Source organism: Haematomicrobium sanguinis DSM 21259 (assembly GCF_000688395.1).
Lineage (GTDB): Bacteria > Actinomycetota > Actinomycetes > Actinomycetales > Micrococcaceae > Haematomicrobium > Haematomicrobium sanguinis.
Genome location: NZ_JIAG01000001.1, coordinates 73,512 through 89,927, shown reverse-complemented (window position 1 = coordinate 89,927; position 16,416 = coordinate 73,512). Strand labels below are relative to the sequence as shown.

Sequence of the window (16,416 nt, the reverse complement as noted above, 5' to 3'; positions counted from 1 at the left end):
GTGCCAGTGAAGAACAGATTTTAAGGAAAGCGGTAACTGTCGTGTCAGAGCAAGAGGTTGAATCCCAGCTCGCCGAGAATGCTGAGGGCGTGCAGGAGAATCAGGACGTCACCGAAGAGGCCACTTCCCTCGAGACCGCAGACGCCGTGGAATCCACGGAAGAGACGGTCGAGGTTGACACCGATGACGCGGCCGAAGCCCAAGAATCGGCAGATGAATCCGCTGAGGTAGACGAGCCGCAAACCGAAGAAGAAGCTCTGGAAGCCTTCCGCGCCCAATTGCGCCGCCAAGAGGGCGACTGGTACGTCATCCACTCCTACGCCGGTTACGAAAACCGCGTCAAGGCCAACTTGCAGACCCGTATCCAGACCCTGGACATGGAGGATTACATCTTCGAAATCCAGGTGCCGATGGAAGAGGTCACCGAGATCAAGAACACGGTCAAGAAGATCGTGAACCGTGTGCGCATCCCCGGCTACGTCCTGGTGCGTATGGATCTGACCGATGAGTCTTGGGGTACTGTCCGCCACACGCCGGGTGTCACCGGGTTCGTGGGCAACGCTCACAACCCGACTCCGCTGAGCCTGAACGAAGTGTTCTCCATGCTGGAGCACACCGTGGTCCGCCCGGAGGAAAAGGGCGCGCCGAAGGACACCGCCAAGAAGACTCAGTCCAACGTGAACGTCAACTTCGAGGTCGGCGAGTCCGTCACGGTGAACGATGGACCGTTCGAGGGCCTGCCCGCCACCATCTCGGAAATAAAGACCGATTCCCAGCAGTTGGTAGTGCTGGTGTCGATCTTCGAACGGGAGACTCCGGTCACGCTCGGTTTCGGCGAAGTCACCAAAATTCAATAAGTTTCGTCCGTGCAGTGGCCACGCTTGCCGCTGCTACAGACGGCCGATCATCGCGCCACGATGATCAACCCCTCGCGTTCACGCTCCTGTGCCGTGAGGACAGTTCAAGAGAAAGACCAAGACATTGGCTCCTAAGAAAAAGGTCGCCGGTCTGATCAAGCTTCAGATCCAGGCAGGTGCTGCTAACCCGGCTCCTCCGATCGGTCCTGCGCTCGGTCAGCACGGCGTCAACATCATGGAATTCTGCAAGGCGTACAACGCGGCGACTGAGTCCCAGCGCGGCAACGTCATTCCTGTGGAAATCACCGTGTATGAAGACCGTTCCTTCACCTTCATCACCAAGACCCCTCCGGCTGCCGAGCTCATTAAGAAGGCTGCTGGCGTGGGCAAGGGCTCCTCGACTCCGCACACCGCCAAGGTGGGCAAGTTGACCCAGGCTCAGGTTGAAGAGATCGCCACCACTAAGATGGCTGACCTCAACGCCAACGATGTCAAGGCCGCCGCCAAGATCATCGCCGGCACCGCCCGCTCGATGGGCATCACGGTCGAAGGCTAGTCCTTCGCCTCACCAATTCATTTGCGCCGGGTAATGATTTACGACGGCGTGTGGGAGGGTCCAGCGCGGCCCGCACCACAACTGCACAAGGAGAAATAGCAGATGGCAAAGCGCAGCAAAGCGTATGAAGCAGCTCTCGCCAAGATTGACGAAGAGAAGCTGTATGCCCCGGCCGAGGCGATCGCCCTGGCTAAGGAAACCAACCCGTCCAAGAGCGATGCGACCCTCGAGGTAGCCATGAAGCTCTCGGTCGATCCCCGCAAGGCCGATCAGATGGTCCGCGGTACCGTGAACCTGCCGAACGGCACCGGCAAGACCGCCCGCGTGGTCGTTTTCGCGACCGGTGACAAGGCTGCAGCGGCCGAGGCTGCTGGCGCCGACTTCGTCGGATCCGATGACCTGATCGCCAAGATCGCCGACGGCTGGACCGACTTCGACGCCGCCGTGGCAACCCCGGAACTCATGGGCAAGGTTGGCCGTTTGGGTAAGGTCTTGGGTCCTCGTAACCTGATGCCGAACCCGAAGACCGGTACCGTGACCCCGGACGTCGCAAAGGCCGTCAATGACATCAAGGGTGGCAAGATCGACTTCCGCGTCGACAAGCACGCCAACCTGCACTTCATCATTGGCAAGTCCTCCTTCGACGCTCTCAAGCTCGCCCAGAACTACGAGGCTGCTCTGGAGGAAATCCTCCGTCTGAAGCCGGCTTCCTCGAAGGGCCGCTACATTCAGAAGGCCGTCGTGTCCACGACCTTCGGTCCGGGCATCAAGGTTGACCCGAACGTGACTCGCGTTCTGGACGACGAAGCCTAGTCTTCCCTCGACAGGAAGGGCGCGCCATCGTTTCGGTGGCGCGCCCTTCCTTGTGCCGCAACCCTCCACTGCCGCTAGCCTCCGGTGCCGTAACCATCCACTGCCACCACCCCTGAGACCCGCAACCATCCACTGCCACCACCCCGAGACCCACGGCGCGACCCTCAACTTATGCTCATTTCGTGGCACTCTTGGTGAGCATAAGGTCTTATGCTCAGCAACGCGCTGGCTCGTTGGGCATAAGTTCAGGCCGCATGTGATTGGCAGGTGCCAATCGCATGCTGTACGCTCGGAATCATGAGCAATTTCACGATCGAGCGGATTCATGCACCCGCCACTCTGGAGGGCGCAGGCACCCAAGACTTCCTTGCGGCGAACGCCTTGGAGAACCTGGTCACCGAGCAGGAGTGGGGCCGTCCCGACTTCAACTCCTCCGATGCGTCGGCGTTGGAGATGCGTACCAGCAATGAGTATCGTGAGGTGGGTCTGTTCGTCGGCAAGCTGGACGGCGAGATTGTCGCCTTCGGCACCGCGCGACTGCCATTGACCGACAACCTGGACAGCGCGAACCTCTATCTCACGGTGCACCCGGACCACCAGCGAAAGGGTTACGGCTCTCAGCTCTACGCCGCCATCGAGGGCTATGCAAAAGAGAATTCGCGTCGACTTCTCTCTGGCTGGGTGGGCGGTCCTCCGGTCGAGGACGCTCCCGAGACGCTACCCGCCAGCAATGGCGTGGGCGAGCTTCCGCTTGTGTTCTCCGGTGTCCAGTTCTGTGTTGCTCAGGGGTTCGAGCTCACGCAGGTCGAGCGCATGAGCCTGCTGGCAACACCCGTGGACAAAGCCAAGCTGGCCGAGTTAGAGGAGAGCGCCGCGGCCAAGGGCAGCGCTAAATACCGCATTGTCACGTGGGAGGACCGCTGCCCGGACGAACTCATCGACGATTACGCGCTTTGCGAGCAAAAAATGAGCACCGACGCCCCGCAAGGCGACTTCGAAATGTCCGAAACCGTTTACGACGCCGAACGCATGCGCAAGGGTGAAGAACTCGAATCCAAGGGCGGATGGCGTTCGGTGGTGACCGCCGCCGTGGACCGGGAAACCGGTGACATGGCGGGGTTCACCAAGCTTTCGCGCAATGAGAAGGACACCAACGTGCTCTTCCAAGACACCACGATTGTGCTCAAGGCGCATCGTGGTCACGCCCTTGGCATGTGGATGAAGACCGCGAACCTCACCGCCGCGCTCAATCGGTGGAGCGACGTCAAACGCATTTACACGTGGAACGCGCAAGAGAACGATCACATGCTCGGCATCAATATCGCGATGGGTTTTGTTCCGGACGGTTACGAAGGCGCCTGGCAGAAAAAGCTCTAGCCTCCCCGTCTATGTAGCGCGACACGCCGAGGAAACACGTGTTTCCTCGGCGTGTCGCGCTACATAGACGGGCAAGGAGTGGCCCCTTGGTTCGTCAGTTCCCGGGTCAGGGCCAGCAGCTGATCGGTGAGCACGTGAACCCGTGCACCCATGCTGTCCTCATCCACGGGTGTGGCGGGCAACGAACCAGGCGAGGGCGCAGCGGGTGCGTTCTTCCTGTCCAGTGGATCCGGGGATCCGGTGAATTCGTTGTCCATACCATAATTTTACTCTCGGGCAAGGACATGACCTAGCGAAAATCAACATTACAGGCCTATTTTTCCAAATCGACTGTGCAGTACAAATAACACCCCGCCCGCCCGACACACCACGCCCAATTTCCGTTTATGCAGGCACGCACAATCCAGGTGCGGGCGTACGGTGGCGCAAGAGCGCAAGAGCGCAAGAGCGCAAGAGCGCAGGGGTGCTGGTGCTGGTGGCGAAGTCGGTAGGAACGACGGTTCGATGCGCGGGGTCGTGGGGCTCAAGGCGGTCGTTCGGCAGACCGGAGCCAAGAACGGTTGCAAACAAGCTGTCGCCCTCGTGAACATCACGGGCGCCCCCCGCGCGAAAATGGCAAATAACTTCCCGAACCGGCGCTGCACACCATATATTTGTGTAATTTATTGAGTACGAAAGTGGCGGAGGAAACGGCTCGTCGCCATTCCTCCGCCACAGTGCACTTAAGGCAAGTATCTAAGTGCCATATTCGCAATTATTATGAGTTTACGAACGTGCCTTTCATGCGATTCCGCTTGACGGCTGCGACGATCACGTCGACCAGCAGAAACGCCGCGAGCGTGACACCGAATACTGGCAGGAAGATCCCGAGCCCCACGAGCAAGAGTCCCCCAATCACCACCAGAGGCTTAGGCGCCTGGCGAAGCGCGCCACGCGGGAAGGGCGCTCCAACCCAGGCGGTGCCGCGCGTGGGGCGTCGCTTGATCCACATGATGTAACCCATGATGACCATCCCGGTCAGGCCAATCCCCGTCAGAATCAAGACCCACTGATTGACCCAGCCGAAAAGGTTCCCCATGTGCGCGTCGATGCCCCAGCGGGAGAGCTTCGCGCCGAAGGGATAGTCGCGATCGAAACTGACGTAATCGACAACTTGGCCGCTGAACGCGTCAATCGCGATCGAATCCGCTTGCGCGGGCCAAGTGCGTCCCTGCTCAACGACCGTGAACGTTTCACCCGGCGCGCCCGGTTTGATTTCCAGTTTGTCCGCTTTAATGCCGTTGGCGCGGGCCACATCGAGGACCGACTGATATACCGCGCCAGGGAAGGGAGCGGCGGTCTTCCCGGTGCCCATGCTCGCACCGTGCTCGGCATGAGGATTCGGTGCTACCTCCTGCGCGTCGCTCCCGGGCTGGACTGAATTCAGCTTTGGCGCGACCCAGGAGGCGCCCTGGCGCAACTGAGAAATATTGTCGCCAGCGAAAGTCGACCAAGTGAGACCCGTCGCAGACAAACCGAGTGCGACTACAGAAACCGCGAGTCCCACCATCATGTGTTTACGGGCAAACCACTTTCGCGTCCACCTGCCCTTGCGCTGCATACCAGCACCAGCTTCGGGGGTGGGAACTTTACCAGCCCCGCTCCCAACCCGGGCCGCGCTCGGGGAGGAGGCAACGCCGTCGTTCTTCCGGCGCTTCCTGCGCGGGGAAAACCACCACAACACAAGCCCGGCGAGCACTATGACCCACATCCAGGATGCGGCAACCTCGCTATAAAGGTTGCCGATGGGCCCGAGCCCCAGGTTCGTGTGGAATTTGGAGAGGAAGGCGGAAATGGGCAGGTTGTTGTTGGTCGAATAGGACGGCAGCGTGCCCGCGACCTCGCCGGTCGACGGGTCGACAAACACCGCGAGCTGATAACCGTCCGGGACAGAATCGTCGTTGAAGAGCACGCGGGTGTTCTCCCCGGGCGCGGGGGCTGGACGGACGCCGGTGGGGTTTTCGTCGTAGCCGCGGTAGGCGACGGCCGCGTCGATCTGCTCGGCGAGCGTGTAGTTAGTTGCCGTGGAGTCCGCGTAGACCTGATCGGCGTAGGCTAACCGGTCCAGGTTTGGGCCTATCGCATACAGGGTCCCGGTGATCGCCGAGACCAGGATGAACGGGCCAACCAGAATCGCGGCATAGAAGTGGAGCCGACGAGCCATCGCCACAAGCCACTTTCGGTGGGCTTGTTTTGGTGCGGGCGGCGCCGGTTTTTGGGCAGGGGGCATTTGGGTAGTGGTCATGAAAAAGTCCTTGTGGGGAAGGGCCGTGGTTAAGCGAGCAGGCTCTGGCCGATGAATTCGCCCTCTTGGCATCCCGGCGGGATCGCGAAGACGGCCGAACCGATCGGCGTGGTCCACTGGTTCAGCAGGTCGAGTTTGTCCAAGCTGTCCTGAATGGGAGTGAACTGCTTATCCACATCCGCTTGATAGGAGGCAAAAATGAGCCCGGAATTGGACACACTCGGTCCACTGGAGCGCTCGTCATAGTTGTATCCGCGCCGGAAAATACGGACCTTGGGGTCCTCCGGGCGGGCACGCCGAATATGAGCGAAGTCCGCGATTACCGGGAACCCGACCGGGTTTTTCGCTTCGAAATCCGGTTCATCGGTTTCCTGTGTGCCGGTCAGCGGGGCGCCATTGTCGAGTCGGCGGCCGATGGACTCGCCGCGGCCCTCCTTATCGAGCTCATCCCACTTGTCCAGGTTCATTTCGATACGCCGGATCACCAGCGAGGTACCGTTCTCGATCCACGCCGGGATTTCCTCGCGGCCCCACACGACTTGCTCGTTCTCCTCGGTGCCGAGCTCGGGGTTGGCAGTGCCATCGAGCTGGCCAAAGAGATTGCGCATCGTGGTCTTGGGGCGCGCGGACCCGGCGGCGCGGCGGAAACCGCGCTGCGTCCAGGCCACCGACGCGAACGTGCGGGAGTCCTTCTGGATCATCCGCAAGGCGTGCGAAACACTCAGCGGATCGTCGCCGCAAATCTGCACCAACAGGTCGCCATCGCAGAATTTCGGGTCCAGCCGGTCGATGCCGTAGGCCGGAAGCGGCTTGAGCCACGAGGGCTTTTTGGCCCCGGCAATCTCAAAGAACCGTGGCCCAAAACCAAAGGTGATGGTCAGGTTCGCCGGGGTGTACGCCAACTCCGGTTCGGTATCGGCCAGTGCGCCCTCGCCCTGAGTCAACTTCGCGGCATCATCGGTGAGCAAACTCATGAACCTGCCCAGCGATTTCTTGTCGACACCCTTGTTGAAATTCAAGGCGAGAAAGACGCCCTCGGCTTGGGCCGCCGTCGTAATTCCCGCCTGGCGAGCACCGTAATAGGGGACCGTGCTGAGTCCGGCGGGCACGGTGTGTGCCTCCGGGGTGGATTCGTCGCGGCGGCCAAGGAATTGATAGCCAGCCACCGCGGCCGCACCGACCCCGGCCGCGGCGCCACCGATGAGGAGGTGGCGCCGCGCAGTACCCGTGGACTCTTGTTCCGTGTTTTCGGGTTCTGTGGGGGTGCTCATGGTTACGGGACGTAGTTCTCGTTCGCGCCGGCGAAGTCCTTGACGACGGCGGTGAACTCGAACTTCTTGTTGTCGTTGCTGATGAAGGTGAAGGTGTTTTCCGCACCGGCCTTCAACGGCTTCGGGATGTCCATGATCATCAAGTGGTTGCCGCCGGGCTTGAGCTCGAGGGACTCGCCGGCCTTGATCGTGAAGCCGCCTTCCTTGGGACGCATCTGCATTTGGCCGTTGGAACCCATCACGGTTTCATGCAATTCCAGCATCGGGGACACAGCGGACTCGGCCTTGACGATCGTGATGTCCTTTCCGCTGGTGTTTTTGACCACGCCGAAGGTGGCGCTCATGCCGGAATCGGCGGCCTTGGTCCAGGGATCCTGGATTTCCAGCCCGTCAATGGTGCCGGCGCTGCCGTCAAGGGCTGCAATGGAGGGGTCCTGGGTGCCCATGTTCATGCCGTCCATGCCGCTCATGGACATGCTGGGATCGGGGGTAGAGGTCTCTGCCTGGGTGCTTGCGGGCGCGCTCGCCGAGGGGCTGGCGTTATCGCCGGATCCCCCCGAGTTGCCGCATGCGGTGAGGCCCGCGGTCAGGGCAATAGCAGTAATAAAGGTGAAAGCGGAACGCTTCTTCATGATTCTCCTGATTTTCCGGGCGCGAGGCACCGGAACATAAAAGTCGGTTTTAGTTCTTGCTTGCTTTGCGAGCACGGTTCGCCACCAGGACCAGACCGTAAATGACGGCTCCGCCCAGTGCGCCAAGGATGATCCACAACCACGTGAGGTCGCCCGCACCGTCTTGTGCGTTCTGATCGGAGGCGGACTCACCCTGTGCGCCTTGTGCGCTCGGCGCGTCCGGGGCAGCGGACTGCGCGGCCACGGTCGGCGCGGCCAGACTTGCCTGACCGCTCGGGGTTGGGGCCGCATCACCAATCGAGAAGGTGTAGCTGTCACTGATGGGGTGCCCATCACTGGAAACCACACGCCAACGGACCTCGTAGAGGCCATCGGGCAGATCCTGTGCCAACGGTTGCGTGAGGTTCGGGCCGTTTTGCACCGGCGCGCCCTCGGCAACATTATTGCCCTGCGGATCCAGCACCCGAATTTCGTTGCCAAGGTCTAGCAAACTAGCGCTGAAGGTCAAGGTGATTTCAGTCGGGGCGGCCTTCAACTGTTCGGCGGCACCGGGCGTTTGCTTGATCAACTGGTCGTGCGCGGAGGCGCGCGGTGCAGCGATAAACGCGCCCAGAACGGCAATTAGCAATGCAACTGCGGCGGCAATCGCCGTTGACCGCCACATTTTCGGGGCAGCAAAAGTCATGACTCATCCTTAGAAGTAATGGTGGTGTGCGTGCTCAGCCGCGCATCGACCCATCACTTCCAGGGGCGAGATTGCCCAAGAGAGTGCGGGTGCTTTTAGATCGCGGCGAGGGACAGCGGTGGGCCCCGGTGCGGATGAGCGCTAGCAAGGTAATCGAGGGCCTGGGAAATTTTGGGGACACCGAAGGCGGTGCTGCGGACTCGCCGCAGCGGGGCGCCCAGCACCGGCGAAATCGGCGCGAACAGGGCCCGCACCTTGAGGGCGATGGAGTCTAGCAACACCACGCCGGCGACCTCGCCGCGGCGCAGAATGAGGATGGTCAGAACCGCGGCCACCGCGTGCGCAAAGAGCATGGAATTCCCGCCGTGGCTCAAGGCAGCCGCGGTGGAATCCACCACGAGTTGTCCGCCGTGCCCGGCATGTCCGCCGACCATCGTCACACTTGACGCGCCAGAGGGCGCACATCCGGCCAAGGCAAAGAGACCGTGGTACAGCCCTTGTGAGAGCGCCACCGCAACCCCGAGCCGCCACCAGGAGAGCACTTTGCCGGCCAGCGCAACACAGACGGCGCCGGAAATCGCAAGAGCAAAGAGGGACACGAGAAGATTGGGCACCTCTCCGCCACCAATGACGTGGGAGGCAGCGGCCAACAGCGTGGCGGCGCCTGCGGCAGCCCAACCGCGCGCGAGGCGGATGGTTCTGCGAGTCATGGTGATTCCTTGGAAAAAGGGGGAGGGTACAAGTGCCATTAAACGCGCACTTCTACAGCATGTCGAATTTCAGGCTACCGCGCGAAATTGATGACCGGGGTAACACTCACTTCGGTGTCGGTGATATTCATGGTCGCGTCAAAACCGAACGGCACTTCCTGATCGACCGGCACCTCTGCGCCGGTGAACAAATCGATCGACATGGTGGTCAGGCGCGCCGTGCCAGACAACGGTTTAATCGCCCAGCCCCCGTTGGCCGGTTCAATGGTCACCGTCGGATAGGTGTCGATGGTCCACTTAATCGGAGCGCCATTTTTGATCCGCTCCACCGAGGCCTGAAACGGGCAATTGCTGGGCGCAAGCACCTGTTGCGTGGCGCACTCATCCAGGTACGCATTGATCTTCTGCGACACCGCGTCCGTCAACGCCTGTGTCGGCGCCGGGGTGATATTGATACTGAGCTTGCTATCTTGCCGCGAGGTCACCGCCACGTTGCGCGGTTCGCCCTCAAAAAACTTGCTAGAAAACTCTGCGGTGTACACGGCCGGGTAAAACACCGGAAAGTGGGTGACACCCTCCGGCGCATTCATGCGGACCCCATTGACAACCACGTCATTCTCATTGACCACGCGCACATCGACGGTCGGCAAGGTGGTCTCGACAAAACGCCACGTGTTGAAAAACCCCCACTGCGTCCCGGACTTTTCCAGGGCGAATTCGGTGGTCTTCTGTTTGCCGTCAACCTCGTAGCTGACCTCCACCTTGGACCGATCCGGCCCCGCCGGTTGCGCGTCCGACACCGTGATATTGCTAATCCCCTTGGTGGCCTCGATCAGCCCGGCACCGCTCAGCATCGCGGCGTCTCCTTGCGGAACGTTCGCGTTGAGCAACCCGAGCGCGCGGGCGCCGTCGCCCTCTTGGAGCGCCTTGATGTAGTCCTTGACCTGCTGCTCGGGCGCGAACACGTTGGAGTTCAGAACCACGACCGTGAGCACAAACCCCGCGATGAGCACCATGAGCGCCAGCAGCCATGCGGCGACGACTTTGATGAGGGCGGATGATTGCACGCGCTTAAGGCTACCTAACGCCCGCGCGGATGGCCCAATCCCTCCTCATCTATGTAGCGCGACACGCCGAGGTTTTAGCGCGGGACACGGCGTGTCGTGCTACACAGATGAGGGACGACGGCGGGAGGTTGCCTCCTGCGCCCATCGGCACCTAAGCCCTCGGTCACCGAGTGACGCACCGCCGCAACGGGCAGTCCTACCAGAACTTGCGGCGGCGTTTGCGGGTCGAGAACAACCCGCGCAAGAGTTCCTTGCCGACCTGACCGGCCATGTTGGCCAGTTGGGCGCCAAAGTCGGAGTTGGAGCTTTGCGAGCGCGGCGCGCTATTGACCGGCGGTGCCGAACGCGTCGGTGCCGAACGCGTCGGTGCCGGGGCGGGACGCGTGCTCGGCCGCCCCAAAATGTCTTCTTCGATGCGCCGCGCCTCGGCATCGGTGTCGCTCAGCGAGGTTCCCCCGCCAACCGGGGCGCCGCCAGAGGTCGGCACCGCACCCCCAGTTCCGGCCGCACCAGCACCGGCCGCACCGCTCCCCGCACTGGGCGCGACAGTCGGGGCGCTTGCCAACTTTTCAAACGCCGACGGGTTGTCCACACGGTCCTTGTACTTCGGCAAGAGCGGGGACGCGGCGACAATCCCATCCACCACCGCGGCATCGGAGGCACCCATGCGCGCTAGCGGTGCGAACATCTTCGTCCACACGACCGGGGTTGGGGCGCCCTTCTCATTCATGACCGTAATCACGGCCTCGCCGATCCCGGCGCTCGTCAGGGTTTCCTCCAGGTCATAGTCGCTCTTCGGGAACGTGGACACGGTCGCTTTTAGCGCCTTCGCGTCATCCGGGGTGAACGCGCGCAACGCATGCTGCACCCGGTTCGCCAGTTGGCTGAGCACATCGGAGGGCACGTCCTTCGGCGTCTGCGTAACAAAGAAAATCCCGACACCCTTAGAACGGATCAGCCGCACCGTAGTCATGATGGACTCCAAAAACGCCTTCGACGCGCCCCGGAACAACAGGTGCGCCTCGTCCAAGAAGAACACCAGCTTGGGCTTCTCCGGGTCCCCGACCTCGGGCAAATCGGCAAACAGATCGGCAACCAGCCACATCATAAAGGTGGAAAACAAGGCCGGCTTCTGCTGCATCGTCGGCAGTTCCAGACAGGAAATGACGCCGAGCCCGTCCGGGGTCACCCTGAGCAGATCCGCGGTGTCAAACTCCGGCTCGCCAAAGAACTTGTCCATGCCTTGCGCCTCGAGCGCAACCAGCTCGCGCAAAATCACGCCCGCCGTCGCCTTGGAGAGACCGCCCAACGCCTCGAGCTCTGGCTTACCGGCATCCGAGGTCAAGAACTGGATGACCGCCCGCAAATCCTTCAGGTCAAAAAGCTCCAAACCCTTCTGATCTGCATAGTGAAAGACCAACTGCAGCGAGGACTCCTGGGTCTCGTTCAGATCCATCACGCGGGAGAGCAGAATCGGCCCGAAGTCCGAGATTGTGGCTCGCACCGGGATGCCCTTGCCGTCCCCGCCGAGCGCGTAATACTCCACCGGGAAGGACCGCGCCTGCCAGTCCTGACCAATCTCGGCGGTCCGCTTCGCGAGCTTATCGCTCGCGGTTCCAGGGGTGGAGAGTCCCGTCACGTCCCCCTTGATATCGGAGACAAAAACCGGGACGCCTTGCAAGGAAAGTTGTTCAGCCATGACCTGCAGCGTCACGGTCTTCCCGGTGCCGGTCGCGCCGGCGATCAGCCCGTGCCGGTTCATCATGCCGACCGGCAATTTCACGGCCGCATCTTTGTAGGTCACCCCGTCGACAATCGCAGCGCCGAGGTGAATGGTGGGGGATTCAAAGGTGTAGCCAGCGGTGATCTTCTCGATCATTTTCTGCGCGTCTTGAGCCATGGCTCACACTTTAGTACACCCGGATTAAGGCGAGGTGCGTGCCGAAGGTGACTATCGCCGTCGTGCTTCAGCACAGAAATGTACGACGGCGTGTTCCCTAGTTATTCACGAGCCTCAAGGCATGCGGGGGGCGGCTAATTCCTTCGGTGACGGCCTCGGCGGGGTCGTTGCCGATCTCCACGATTTCGTTGCGTTCGTTGACGTGCACGATTTGCGGCACGTAGCTGCGTGCCTCTTCGGTGGTCATTTCCGCGTAGGTGATCAGGATGATGGTGTCGCCCTCGTGGATCAGGTGGGCGGCCGGGCCGTTGATGCCCATGACGCGGGAGCCGCGCTCACCGGCGATCGTGTAGGTTTCCAGGCGGGCGCCGTTGGTGACATCGACAATGGACACAAGTTCGCCGGGGAGGATGTCCGCGGCCTCGAGCAGATCCAAGTCAACCGTGACCGAGCCGACGTAGTGCAGATCGGCCTGGGTCACCGTGGCGCGGTGAATTTTGGACTTGAACATAGTGCGTTTCATCAGTAACCAGTCTAGTTGGCGGATGCGGGCATGGGTAATGCCATTGGTTTAACTGGCCGCGGCGGGCGGAAATTCCTGGCTGGTGCGTCGGAGAGTGGAGCGGGCGACGGGAATCGAACCCGCGTATCGAGCTTGGGAAGCTAGCGCTCTACCATTGAGCTACGCCCGCAATGTTCGCACGCTTGCTACTGCCGCCGAATGAGTGTGGAGTCATCCTGGCATCGCGTGCGTGCGAATCGAGCGGGCTACAGGGATCGAACCTGCGTCTTCCACATGGAATGCAGACGCTCTGCCATTGAGCTATGCCCGCGAAACTGCCCCGCGCGGTGTGGCGCGCCGAGGTAGTCCAGTCATCCAGTGTAAACCACTTTGGCCGGCGCTCTCGCCGTTAGACTCTTCTGCACGTCATTCGCGCGGAATATGGTGCAGAAGAGTCTAACGGCGGATCTCACTCCGTGGTTTCGGCATCTTCGGCCATGGCGGCGACGATGCGGGGCACGCCCGGGCCGTTGAACTCGACCGTGGGTTCGGCGTCCGGGTTGATGACCAGCCCGTAATCGCCGCGGATCGAGGTGAAGACGGCCGCACCGGTGAGGGCGAGGGTTGTGGGTGCGGCCTGGGCGAAGCTGGGTGCGATCTTATCCACCGAGGTGTAGGCGACGAAAAGTTGCTCCCCGGTGGACGGGGACTTCAACACGACGGGCTCAAAGCTCGCGGGATCATCCGTTTCGCCGCGGCCCACCAGGTACAGCGTGGCCGGCCAGAGCCCGCGGATCATCTCGAGGTTGCTGGCGTCGCCGTCCTTGGCGCGTTGGATTAGCTCGTCAATGCTCATAAGCTCAGTGTGGCATAACGGCGAGCGTCGGTTGAGGCGAGACGTGTGACCAGGTGTGAGGGAACGCATGAAAAAGGCATCGTGGGCGGGCATTGCGCTGTGCATTGTGTCCCCGGTGCTGTGGGGAACCAACTTTCCGGCGGCCAACCGGATGCTCGGAGACATTGACGCGTTCTGGTTGACGCTGTTTCGCTTTGTCATTGGCGGCGCAATATTTGTACTTATTCTGTTTTTCACCGAGGGGCGCGGGGCGTTTCACCTGGACGGGCAGGGTTGGCGGCTCTCGCTGCTTGGCACGCTGGGATTTTCGCTCTTCGGTATCTTGACGCTCCTCGCGGTCCAGTTTTCCAACCCGGTCAAGGTGGCGCTGATTATGGCGATGCAACCCACGCTGGCGGCGATCCTGAACTCGGCACTGACCAAACGGCTCCCGCCGGTCTACACCATCGTCACCATCATCACCGCATTCATTGGCGTCTCGTTGGTGGTCACCGAGGGGGACTACGTGGGTCTCGTGACCGGGAAGATTGGGCTTGGCGAGGCGCTCGCGCTCTTGGGTGCGCTGTTTTGGGTGCTGTACTCGCGGGCCGGAACCACCTTCGCCGGGTTTTCCTCCATGCGCTACTCAACGTTGACGATGGTTCTCTCGCTGCCGGTGAGTCTTGCCATCACGCTAATCGCTACCTCCGCCGGTGCCGCACACGTGCCAACATGGGACGGGATTGGCCGCAACTGGTTACTGCTGGTCCATATTGGTGCGGTCATTTCGGTGATCGGTGTTGTCGCGTGGAACGCGGGCACCAAGGCTATCGGACCGGTGAACTCGATGCTGTTCATGAACCTGGTGCCGGTGGTGGCAATCGTCGTTGAATTGTTTTTGGGGTACCAGCCGAGCGCTGTCGCATTGGCGGGTGCCGCCGTCGTTATTCTTTCCCTGGTGACCAACGGCGTGCTGGTGCGCCGCGCAGCGCGCTTAGCCGAAGCGAATCGGGTTAAGGAGCTGCCGGCGCGGGGCAACTGACCGCGCCGTCCGGGGCCACTTGGGCCTGGCAGGTCAACCCCGAATCCGGGCCGAGCACCCAGAAAATCGGTGTCACCTCAATGATTGCGGGCGCTTCAACGTCCTCGGCCGGGCCAGTTTCCGGTTTCGGTGTGCCATCGCCGGGCGCCGGGGAGTTCTGATCGCCGCCCGTGCCACCGGAGCCACCGGACCCGGTGGACCCGCCAGCGTCGCCGGTTCCTCCGCCGTCCGCGGGTGGGCCATAGCCTCCGCCCTCCACCCCGTAAAACTGCTCCAAAGTGGGTGCGCCGCTCGCCTGGAACGCGCCGATGTAGGAGCCGAGGTAGCGCAGGTGCCACGGCTCGTAGGCGTAGCCGGTGACGTCGGTGTATCCGGCGGGGTAGCGAATGATGAAGCCGAAATTCTGCGAATTGCGGGCGACCCACTGGCCCTCTGGGGTGTCCCCGAAACAGGCGCCCAGCCCGCACGCGCCACTTGCGGCACCCACGTCCACGGTCATGCCGGTTTGGTGTTCGCTGTAGCCGGGCCGCGCGCTGATCGTGTCCGCGTAGGCCTGGCCGTACATGTTCACATAATTGTTGTAGAGCCCAACCTGCGCCTCATAGGAACGGAACCCGCTCACCGCGACGAGGTTGATGCCCTCCGCGGCGGCCTGATTAAACATCGCCTGCAACTGCCCGGCGACCTCCGCGCGCATCGCAGCGCCGCCAAAGTTGACCAGGTCGCCCGGGTAATAATTCTGCGGGTTGAGCGGCCGTTTTTTATTCACGATCAGCCCGTAGTCGGCGGGATTGTTCATGTCCGCCCGCGCGCTCGGCGCCGGAGCAACAAGGAACGCCGCGACAAGTGCGAGCACCGCCGCGCCCAAGGCAAAAGCCCGCGTCGCGTGAGCCGATGTGGCGTGGATTTGTGTCATTGATTGTTTCTCGCCGGTGTCCGCTTGTCGCGGTCGCCTCCCGGCGGCCCTTTCATATCGTGACACAAAACCCGGATTTGCGCAGTATCCGCGCGGTTTCCGCCCCGCGCCTCGGTGAGGTGGTTGAGTGAGGTTAGGCACGACGGCGGTCGCGCGCCGTGGGTGCCATAGGTAACCTTGGTAGCGTGCTTCTTTCCGACCGCGATATTCGCTCCGAAATTGAATCCGAACGCATTGTTCTGAACCCGCTGGACGAGTCCATGATCCAGCCGTCCAGTATTGACGTGCGTATCGATCGGTTTTTCAGACTCTTTGACAACCACAAATATGCGCACATTGATCCTGCCGAAGATCAGCCGGAACTGACGCGTCTTGTCGAGGTGCAGCCGGACGAGCCGTTCATTTTGCACCCGGGCGAGTTTGTATTGGGTTCCACCTTTGAGCAGGTGAGCCTGCCCGACAATATTGCGGCGCGGCTCGAGGGAAAGTCCTCGTTGGGGCGTTTGGGGTTGCTGACACACTCGACCGCCGGGTTCATTGATCCAGGGTTCTCGGGGCACGTGACCTTGGAGCTGTCAAATATGGCGACGCTTCCGATCAAGCTGTGGCCGGGGTCAAAAATCGGGCAGCTCTGCTTCTTCCAACTCTCGTCTCCGGCAGAGCACCCTTACGGTTCCGGGGCGTACGGGAACCGGTATCAGGGGCAACGCGGACCGACCGCCTCGCGCAGCTTCCAAAACTTTCACCGCATTGACACGGGTGGAACACCGCAAGAACGCTAAGTTCTTTCTGGCGCTCCCCTATTGGGCGCCGGCCCCGTTCTCGCGGCAGCCCGTCACTCGGGTAAGGCAACGCCACGGTGCCGATGCGTGCGGATGGCGGGGTCACGCCGTCGTGCTTCATGCGGTGCGGCGCAGGCCGCGCCGGGCGCGGTGACTGCCGCGCATTTTCCGCGCAGTGGCCGCGTCT

17 protein-coding genes and 2 tRNA genes are annotated in these 16,416 nt (G+C 61.8%); 6 read left to right on the top strand and 13 right to left on the bottom strand.

Annotated elements, in window-relative coordinates; all coding sequences use genetic code 11:
* Nucleotides 1–41: 41 nt before the first annotated feature.
* From nusG to O148_RS0100375, 4 genes are all read left to right on the top strand, one after another.
* Nucleotides 42–857, top strand: coding sequence for a transcription termination/antitermination protein NusG (gene nusG, locus O148_RS0100390; protein WP_026529347.1), 816 nt, complete (start codon nt 42–44; stop codon nt 855–857).
* A 124-nt stretch (nt 858–981) separates the two neighbouring features.
* A complete protein-coding gene (gene rplK, locus O148_RS0100385; protein ID WP_026529346.1) occupies nt 982–1,413 on the top strand; it encodes a 50S ribosomal protein L11 in 432 nt (143 codons plus the stop codon).
* 102 nt (nt 1,414–1,515) lie between these two features.
* A complete protein-coding gene (gene rplA, locus O148_RS0100380) occupies nt 1,516–2,226 on the top strand; it encodes a 50S ribosomal protein L1 (protein ID WP_026529345.1) in 711 nt (236 codons plus the stop codon).
* 297 nt (nt 2,227–2,523) lie between these two features.
* A complete protein-coding gene (locus O148_RS0100375) occupies nt 2,524–3,603 on the top strand; it encodes a GNAT family N-acetyltransferase (RefSeq protein WP_051619638.1) in 1,080 nt (359 codons plus the stop codon).
* A gap of 59 nt (nt 3,604–3,662) precedes the next feature.
* Here O148_RS0100375 and O148_RS17630 read toward each other — a convergent pair whose 3' ends face one another.
* From O148_RS17630 to O148_RS0100315, 12 genes are all read right to left on the bottom strand, one after another.
* Complete coding sequence (locus O148_RS17630; RefSeq protein WP_157374430.1) at nt 3,663–3,860, bottom strand: hypothetical protein; 198 nt, start codon at nt 3,858–3,860, stop codon at nt 3,663–3,665.
* A gap of 500 nt (nt 3,861–4,360) precedes the next feature.
* On the bottom strand, nt 4,361–5,887 hold the full coding sequence (locus O148_RS0100370) for a PepSY-associated TM helix domain-containing protein (RefSeq protein WP_026529343.1): 1,527 nt from the start codon (nt 5,885–5,887) through the stop codon (nt 4,361–4,363).
* Nucleotides 5,888–5,916: 29 nt separating this feature from the next.
* Nucleotides 5,917–7,158, bottom strand: a complete 1,242-nt coding sequence (locus tag O148_RS0100365) for a Dyp-type peroxidase (RefSeq protein ID WP_026529342.1) — start codon at nt 7,156–7,158, stop codon at nt 5,917–5,919.
* Nucleotides 7,159–7,160: 2 nt separating this feature from the next.
* A complete protein-coding gene (locus tag O148_RS17880; RefSeq protein ID WP_169737483.1) occupies nt 7,161–7,790 on the bottom strand; it encodes a copper chaperone PCu(A)C in 630 nt (209 codons plus the stop codon).
* A 49-nt stretch (nt 7,791–7,839) separates the two neighbouring features.
* Nucleotides 7,840–8,475 carry a copper resistance CopC family protein gene (locus tag O148_RS13880; protein ID WP_051619637.1) on the bottom strand — a complete coding sequence of 212 codons (636 nt, stop codon included), beginning with the start codon at nt 8,473–8,475 and terminating at the stop codon, nt 7,840–7,842.
* Between the two features lie 95 nt (nt 8,476–8,570).
* Nucleotides 8,571–9,185 (bottom strand): hypothetical protein, encoded by a 615-nt coding sequence (locus O148_RS13875; RefSeq protein ID WP_035744159.1) that lies wholly within the window; start codon nt 9,183–9,185, stop codon nt 8,571–8,573.
* A gap of 74 nt (nt 9,186–9,259) precedes the next feature.
* Nucleotides 9,260–10,252 (bottom strand): zinc ribbon domain-containing protein, encoded by a 993-nt coding sequence (locus tag O148_RS0100340; protein WP_026529339.1) that lies wholly within the window; start codon nt 10,250–10,252, stop codon nt 9,260–9,262.
* 196 nt (nt 10,253–10,448) lie between these two features.
* Complete coding sequence (locus O148_RS0100335; RefSeq protein ID WP_026529338.1) at nt 10,449–12,152, bottom strand: helicase HerA-like domain-containing protein; 1,704 nt, start codon at nt 12,150–12,152, stop codon at nt 10,449–10,451.
* A gap of 97 nt (nt 12,153–12,249) precedes the next feature.
* A complete protein-coding gene (panD, locus tag O148_RS0100330; RefSeq protein WP_026529337.1) occupies nt 12,250–12,675 on the bottom strand; it encodes an aspartate 1-decarboxylase in 426 nt (141 codons plus the stop codon).
* Between the two features lie 95 nt (nt 12,676–12,770).
* Nucleotides 12,771–12,844, bottom strand: a tRNA-Gly gene (locus O148_RS0100325).
* 70 nt (nt 12,845–12,914) lie between these two features.
* Nucleotides 12,915–12,985, bottom strand: a tRNA-Gly gene (locus O148_RS0100320).
* 138 nt (nt 12,986–13,123) lie between these two features.
* Nucleotides 13,124–13,510 (bottom strand): SseB family protein, encoded by a 387-nt coding sequence (locus O148_RS0100315; RefSeq protein WP_026529336.1) that lies wholly within the window; start codon nt 13,508–13,510, stop codon nt 13,124–13,126.
* A 67-nt stretch (nt 13,511–13,577) separates the two neighbouring features.
* Here O148_RS0100315 and O148_RS0100310 point away from each other — a divergent pair, with 67 nt between their 5' ends.
* Nucleotides 13,578–14,531: a DMT family transporter gene (locus tag O148_RS0100310; RefSeq protein WP_026529335.1), complete on the top strand. Its 954-nt coding sequence runs from the start codon at nt 13,578–13,580 to the stop codon at nt 14,529–14,531.
* On the opposite strand, the gene O148_RS17945 is transcribed toward O148_RS0100310, so the two are convergent.
* Nucleotides 14,503–15,447, bottom strand: coding sequence for a M15 family metallopeptidase (locus tag O148_RS17945; RefSeq protein ID WP_051619636.1), 945 nt, complete (start codon nt 15,445–15,447; stop codon nt 14,503–14,505). The genes O148_RS0100310 and O148_RS17945 overlap by 29 nt on opposite strands.
* A gap of 185 nt (nt 15,448–15,632) precedes the next feature.
* Between O148_RS17945 and dcd the strand changes: the two genes are divergently transcribed.
* The gene (dcd, locus tag O148_RS0100300) at nt 15,633–16,229 is read left to right on the top strand and encodes a dCTP deaminase (RefSeq protein WP_026529334.1); all 597 of its coding nucleotides are present in this window, start codon (nt 15,633–15,635) and stop codon (nt 16,227–16,229) included.
* Nucleotides 16,230–16,416: the final 187 nt, after the last annotated feature.

What these genes read in the sequence shown, in the direction of transcription:
- rplA (WP_026529345.1), top strand. Translation starts at nt 1,516, where the DNA reads ATGGCAAAGCGCAGCAAAGCGTATGAAGCAGCTCTCGCCAAGATTGAC.
- O148_RS0100375 (WP_051619638.1), top strand. Translation starts at nt 2,524, where the DNA reads ATGAGCAATTTCACGATCGAGCGGATTCATGCACCCGCCACTCTGGAG.
- O148_RS17630 (WP_157374430.1), bottom strand. Translation starts at nt 3,860, where the DNA reads ATGGACAACGAATTCACCGGATCCCCGGATCCACTGGACAGGAAGAAC.
- O148_RS0100370 (WP_026529343.1), bottom strand. Translation starts at nt 5,887, where the DNA reads ATGACCACTACCCAAATGCCCCCTGCCCAAAAACCGGCGCCGCCCGCA.
- O148_RS0100365 (WP_026529342.1), bottom strand. Translation starts at nt 7,158, where the DNA reads ATGAGCACCCCCACAGAACCCGAAAACACGGAACAAGAGTCCACGGGT.
- O148_RS17880 (WP_169737483.1), bottom strand. Translation starts at nt 7,790, where the DNA reads ATGAAGAAGCGTTCCGCTTTCACCTTTATTACTGCTATTGCCCTGACC.
- O148_RS13880 (WP_051619637.1), bottom strand. Translation starts at nt 8,475, where the DNA reads ATGACTTTTGCTGCCCCGAAAATGTGGCGGTCAACGGCGATTGCCGCC.
- O148_RS13875 (WP_035744159.1), bottom strand. Translation starts at nt 9,185, where the DNA reads ATGACTCGCAGAACCATCCGCCTCGCGCGCGGTTGGGCTGCCGCAGGC.
- O148_RS0100335 (WP_026529338.1), bottom strand. Translation starts at nt 12,152, where the DNA reads ATGGCTCAAGACGCGCAGAAAATGATCGAGAAGATCACCGCTGGCTAC.
- panD (WP_026529337.1), bottom strand. Translation starts at nt 12,675, where the DNA reads ATGAAACGCACTATGTTCAAGTCCAAAATTCACCGCGCCACGGTGACC.
- O148_RS0100315 (WP_026529336.1), bottom strand. Translation starts at nt 13,510, where the DNA reads ATGAGCATTGACGAGCTAATCCAACGCGCCAAGGACGGCGACGCCAGC.
- O148_RS0100310 (WP_026529335.1), top strand. Translation starts at nt 13,578, where the DNA reads ATGAAAAAGGCATCGTGGGCGGGCATTGCGCTGTGCATTGTGTCCCCG.
- O148_RS17945 (WP_051619636.1), bottom strand. Translation starts at nt 15,447, where the DNA reads ATGACACAAATCCACGCCACATCGGCTCACGCGACGCGGGCTTTTGCC.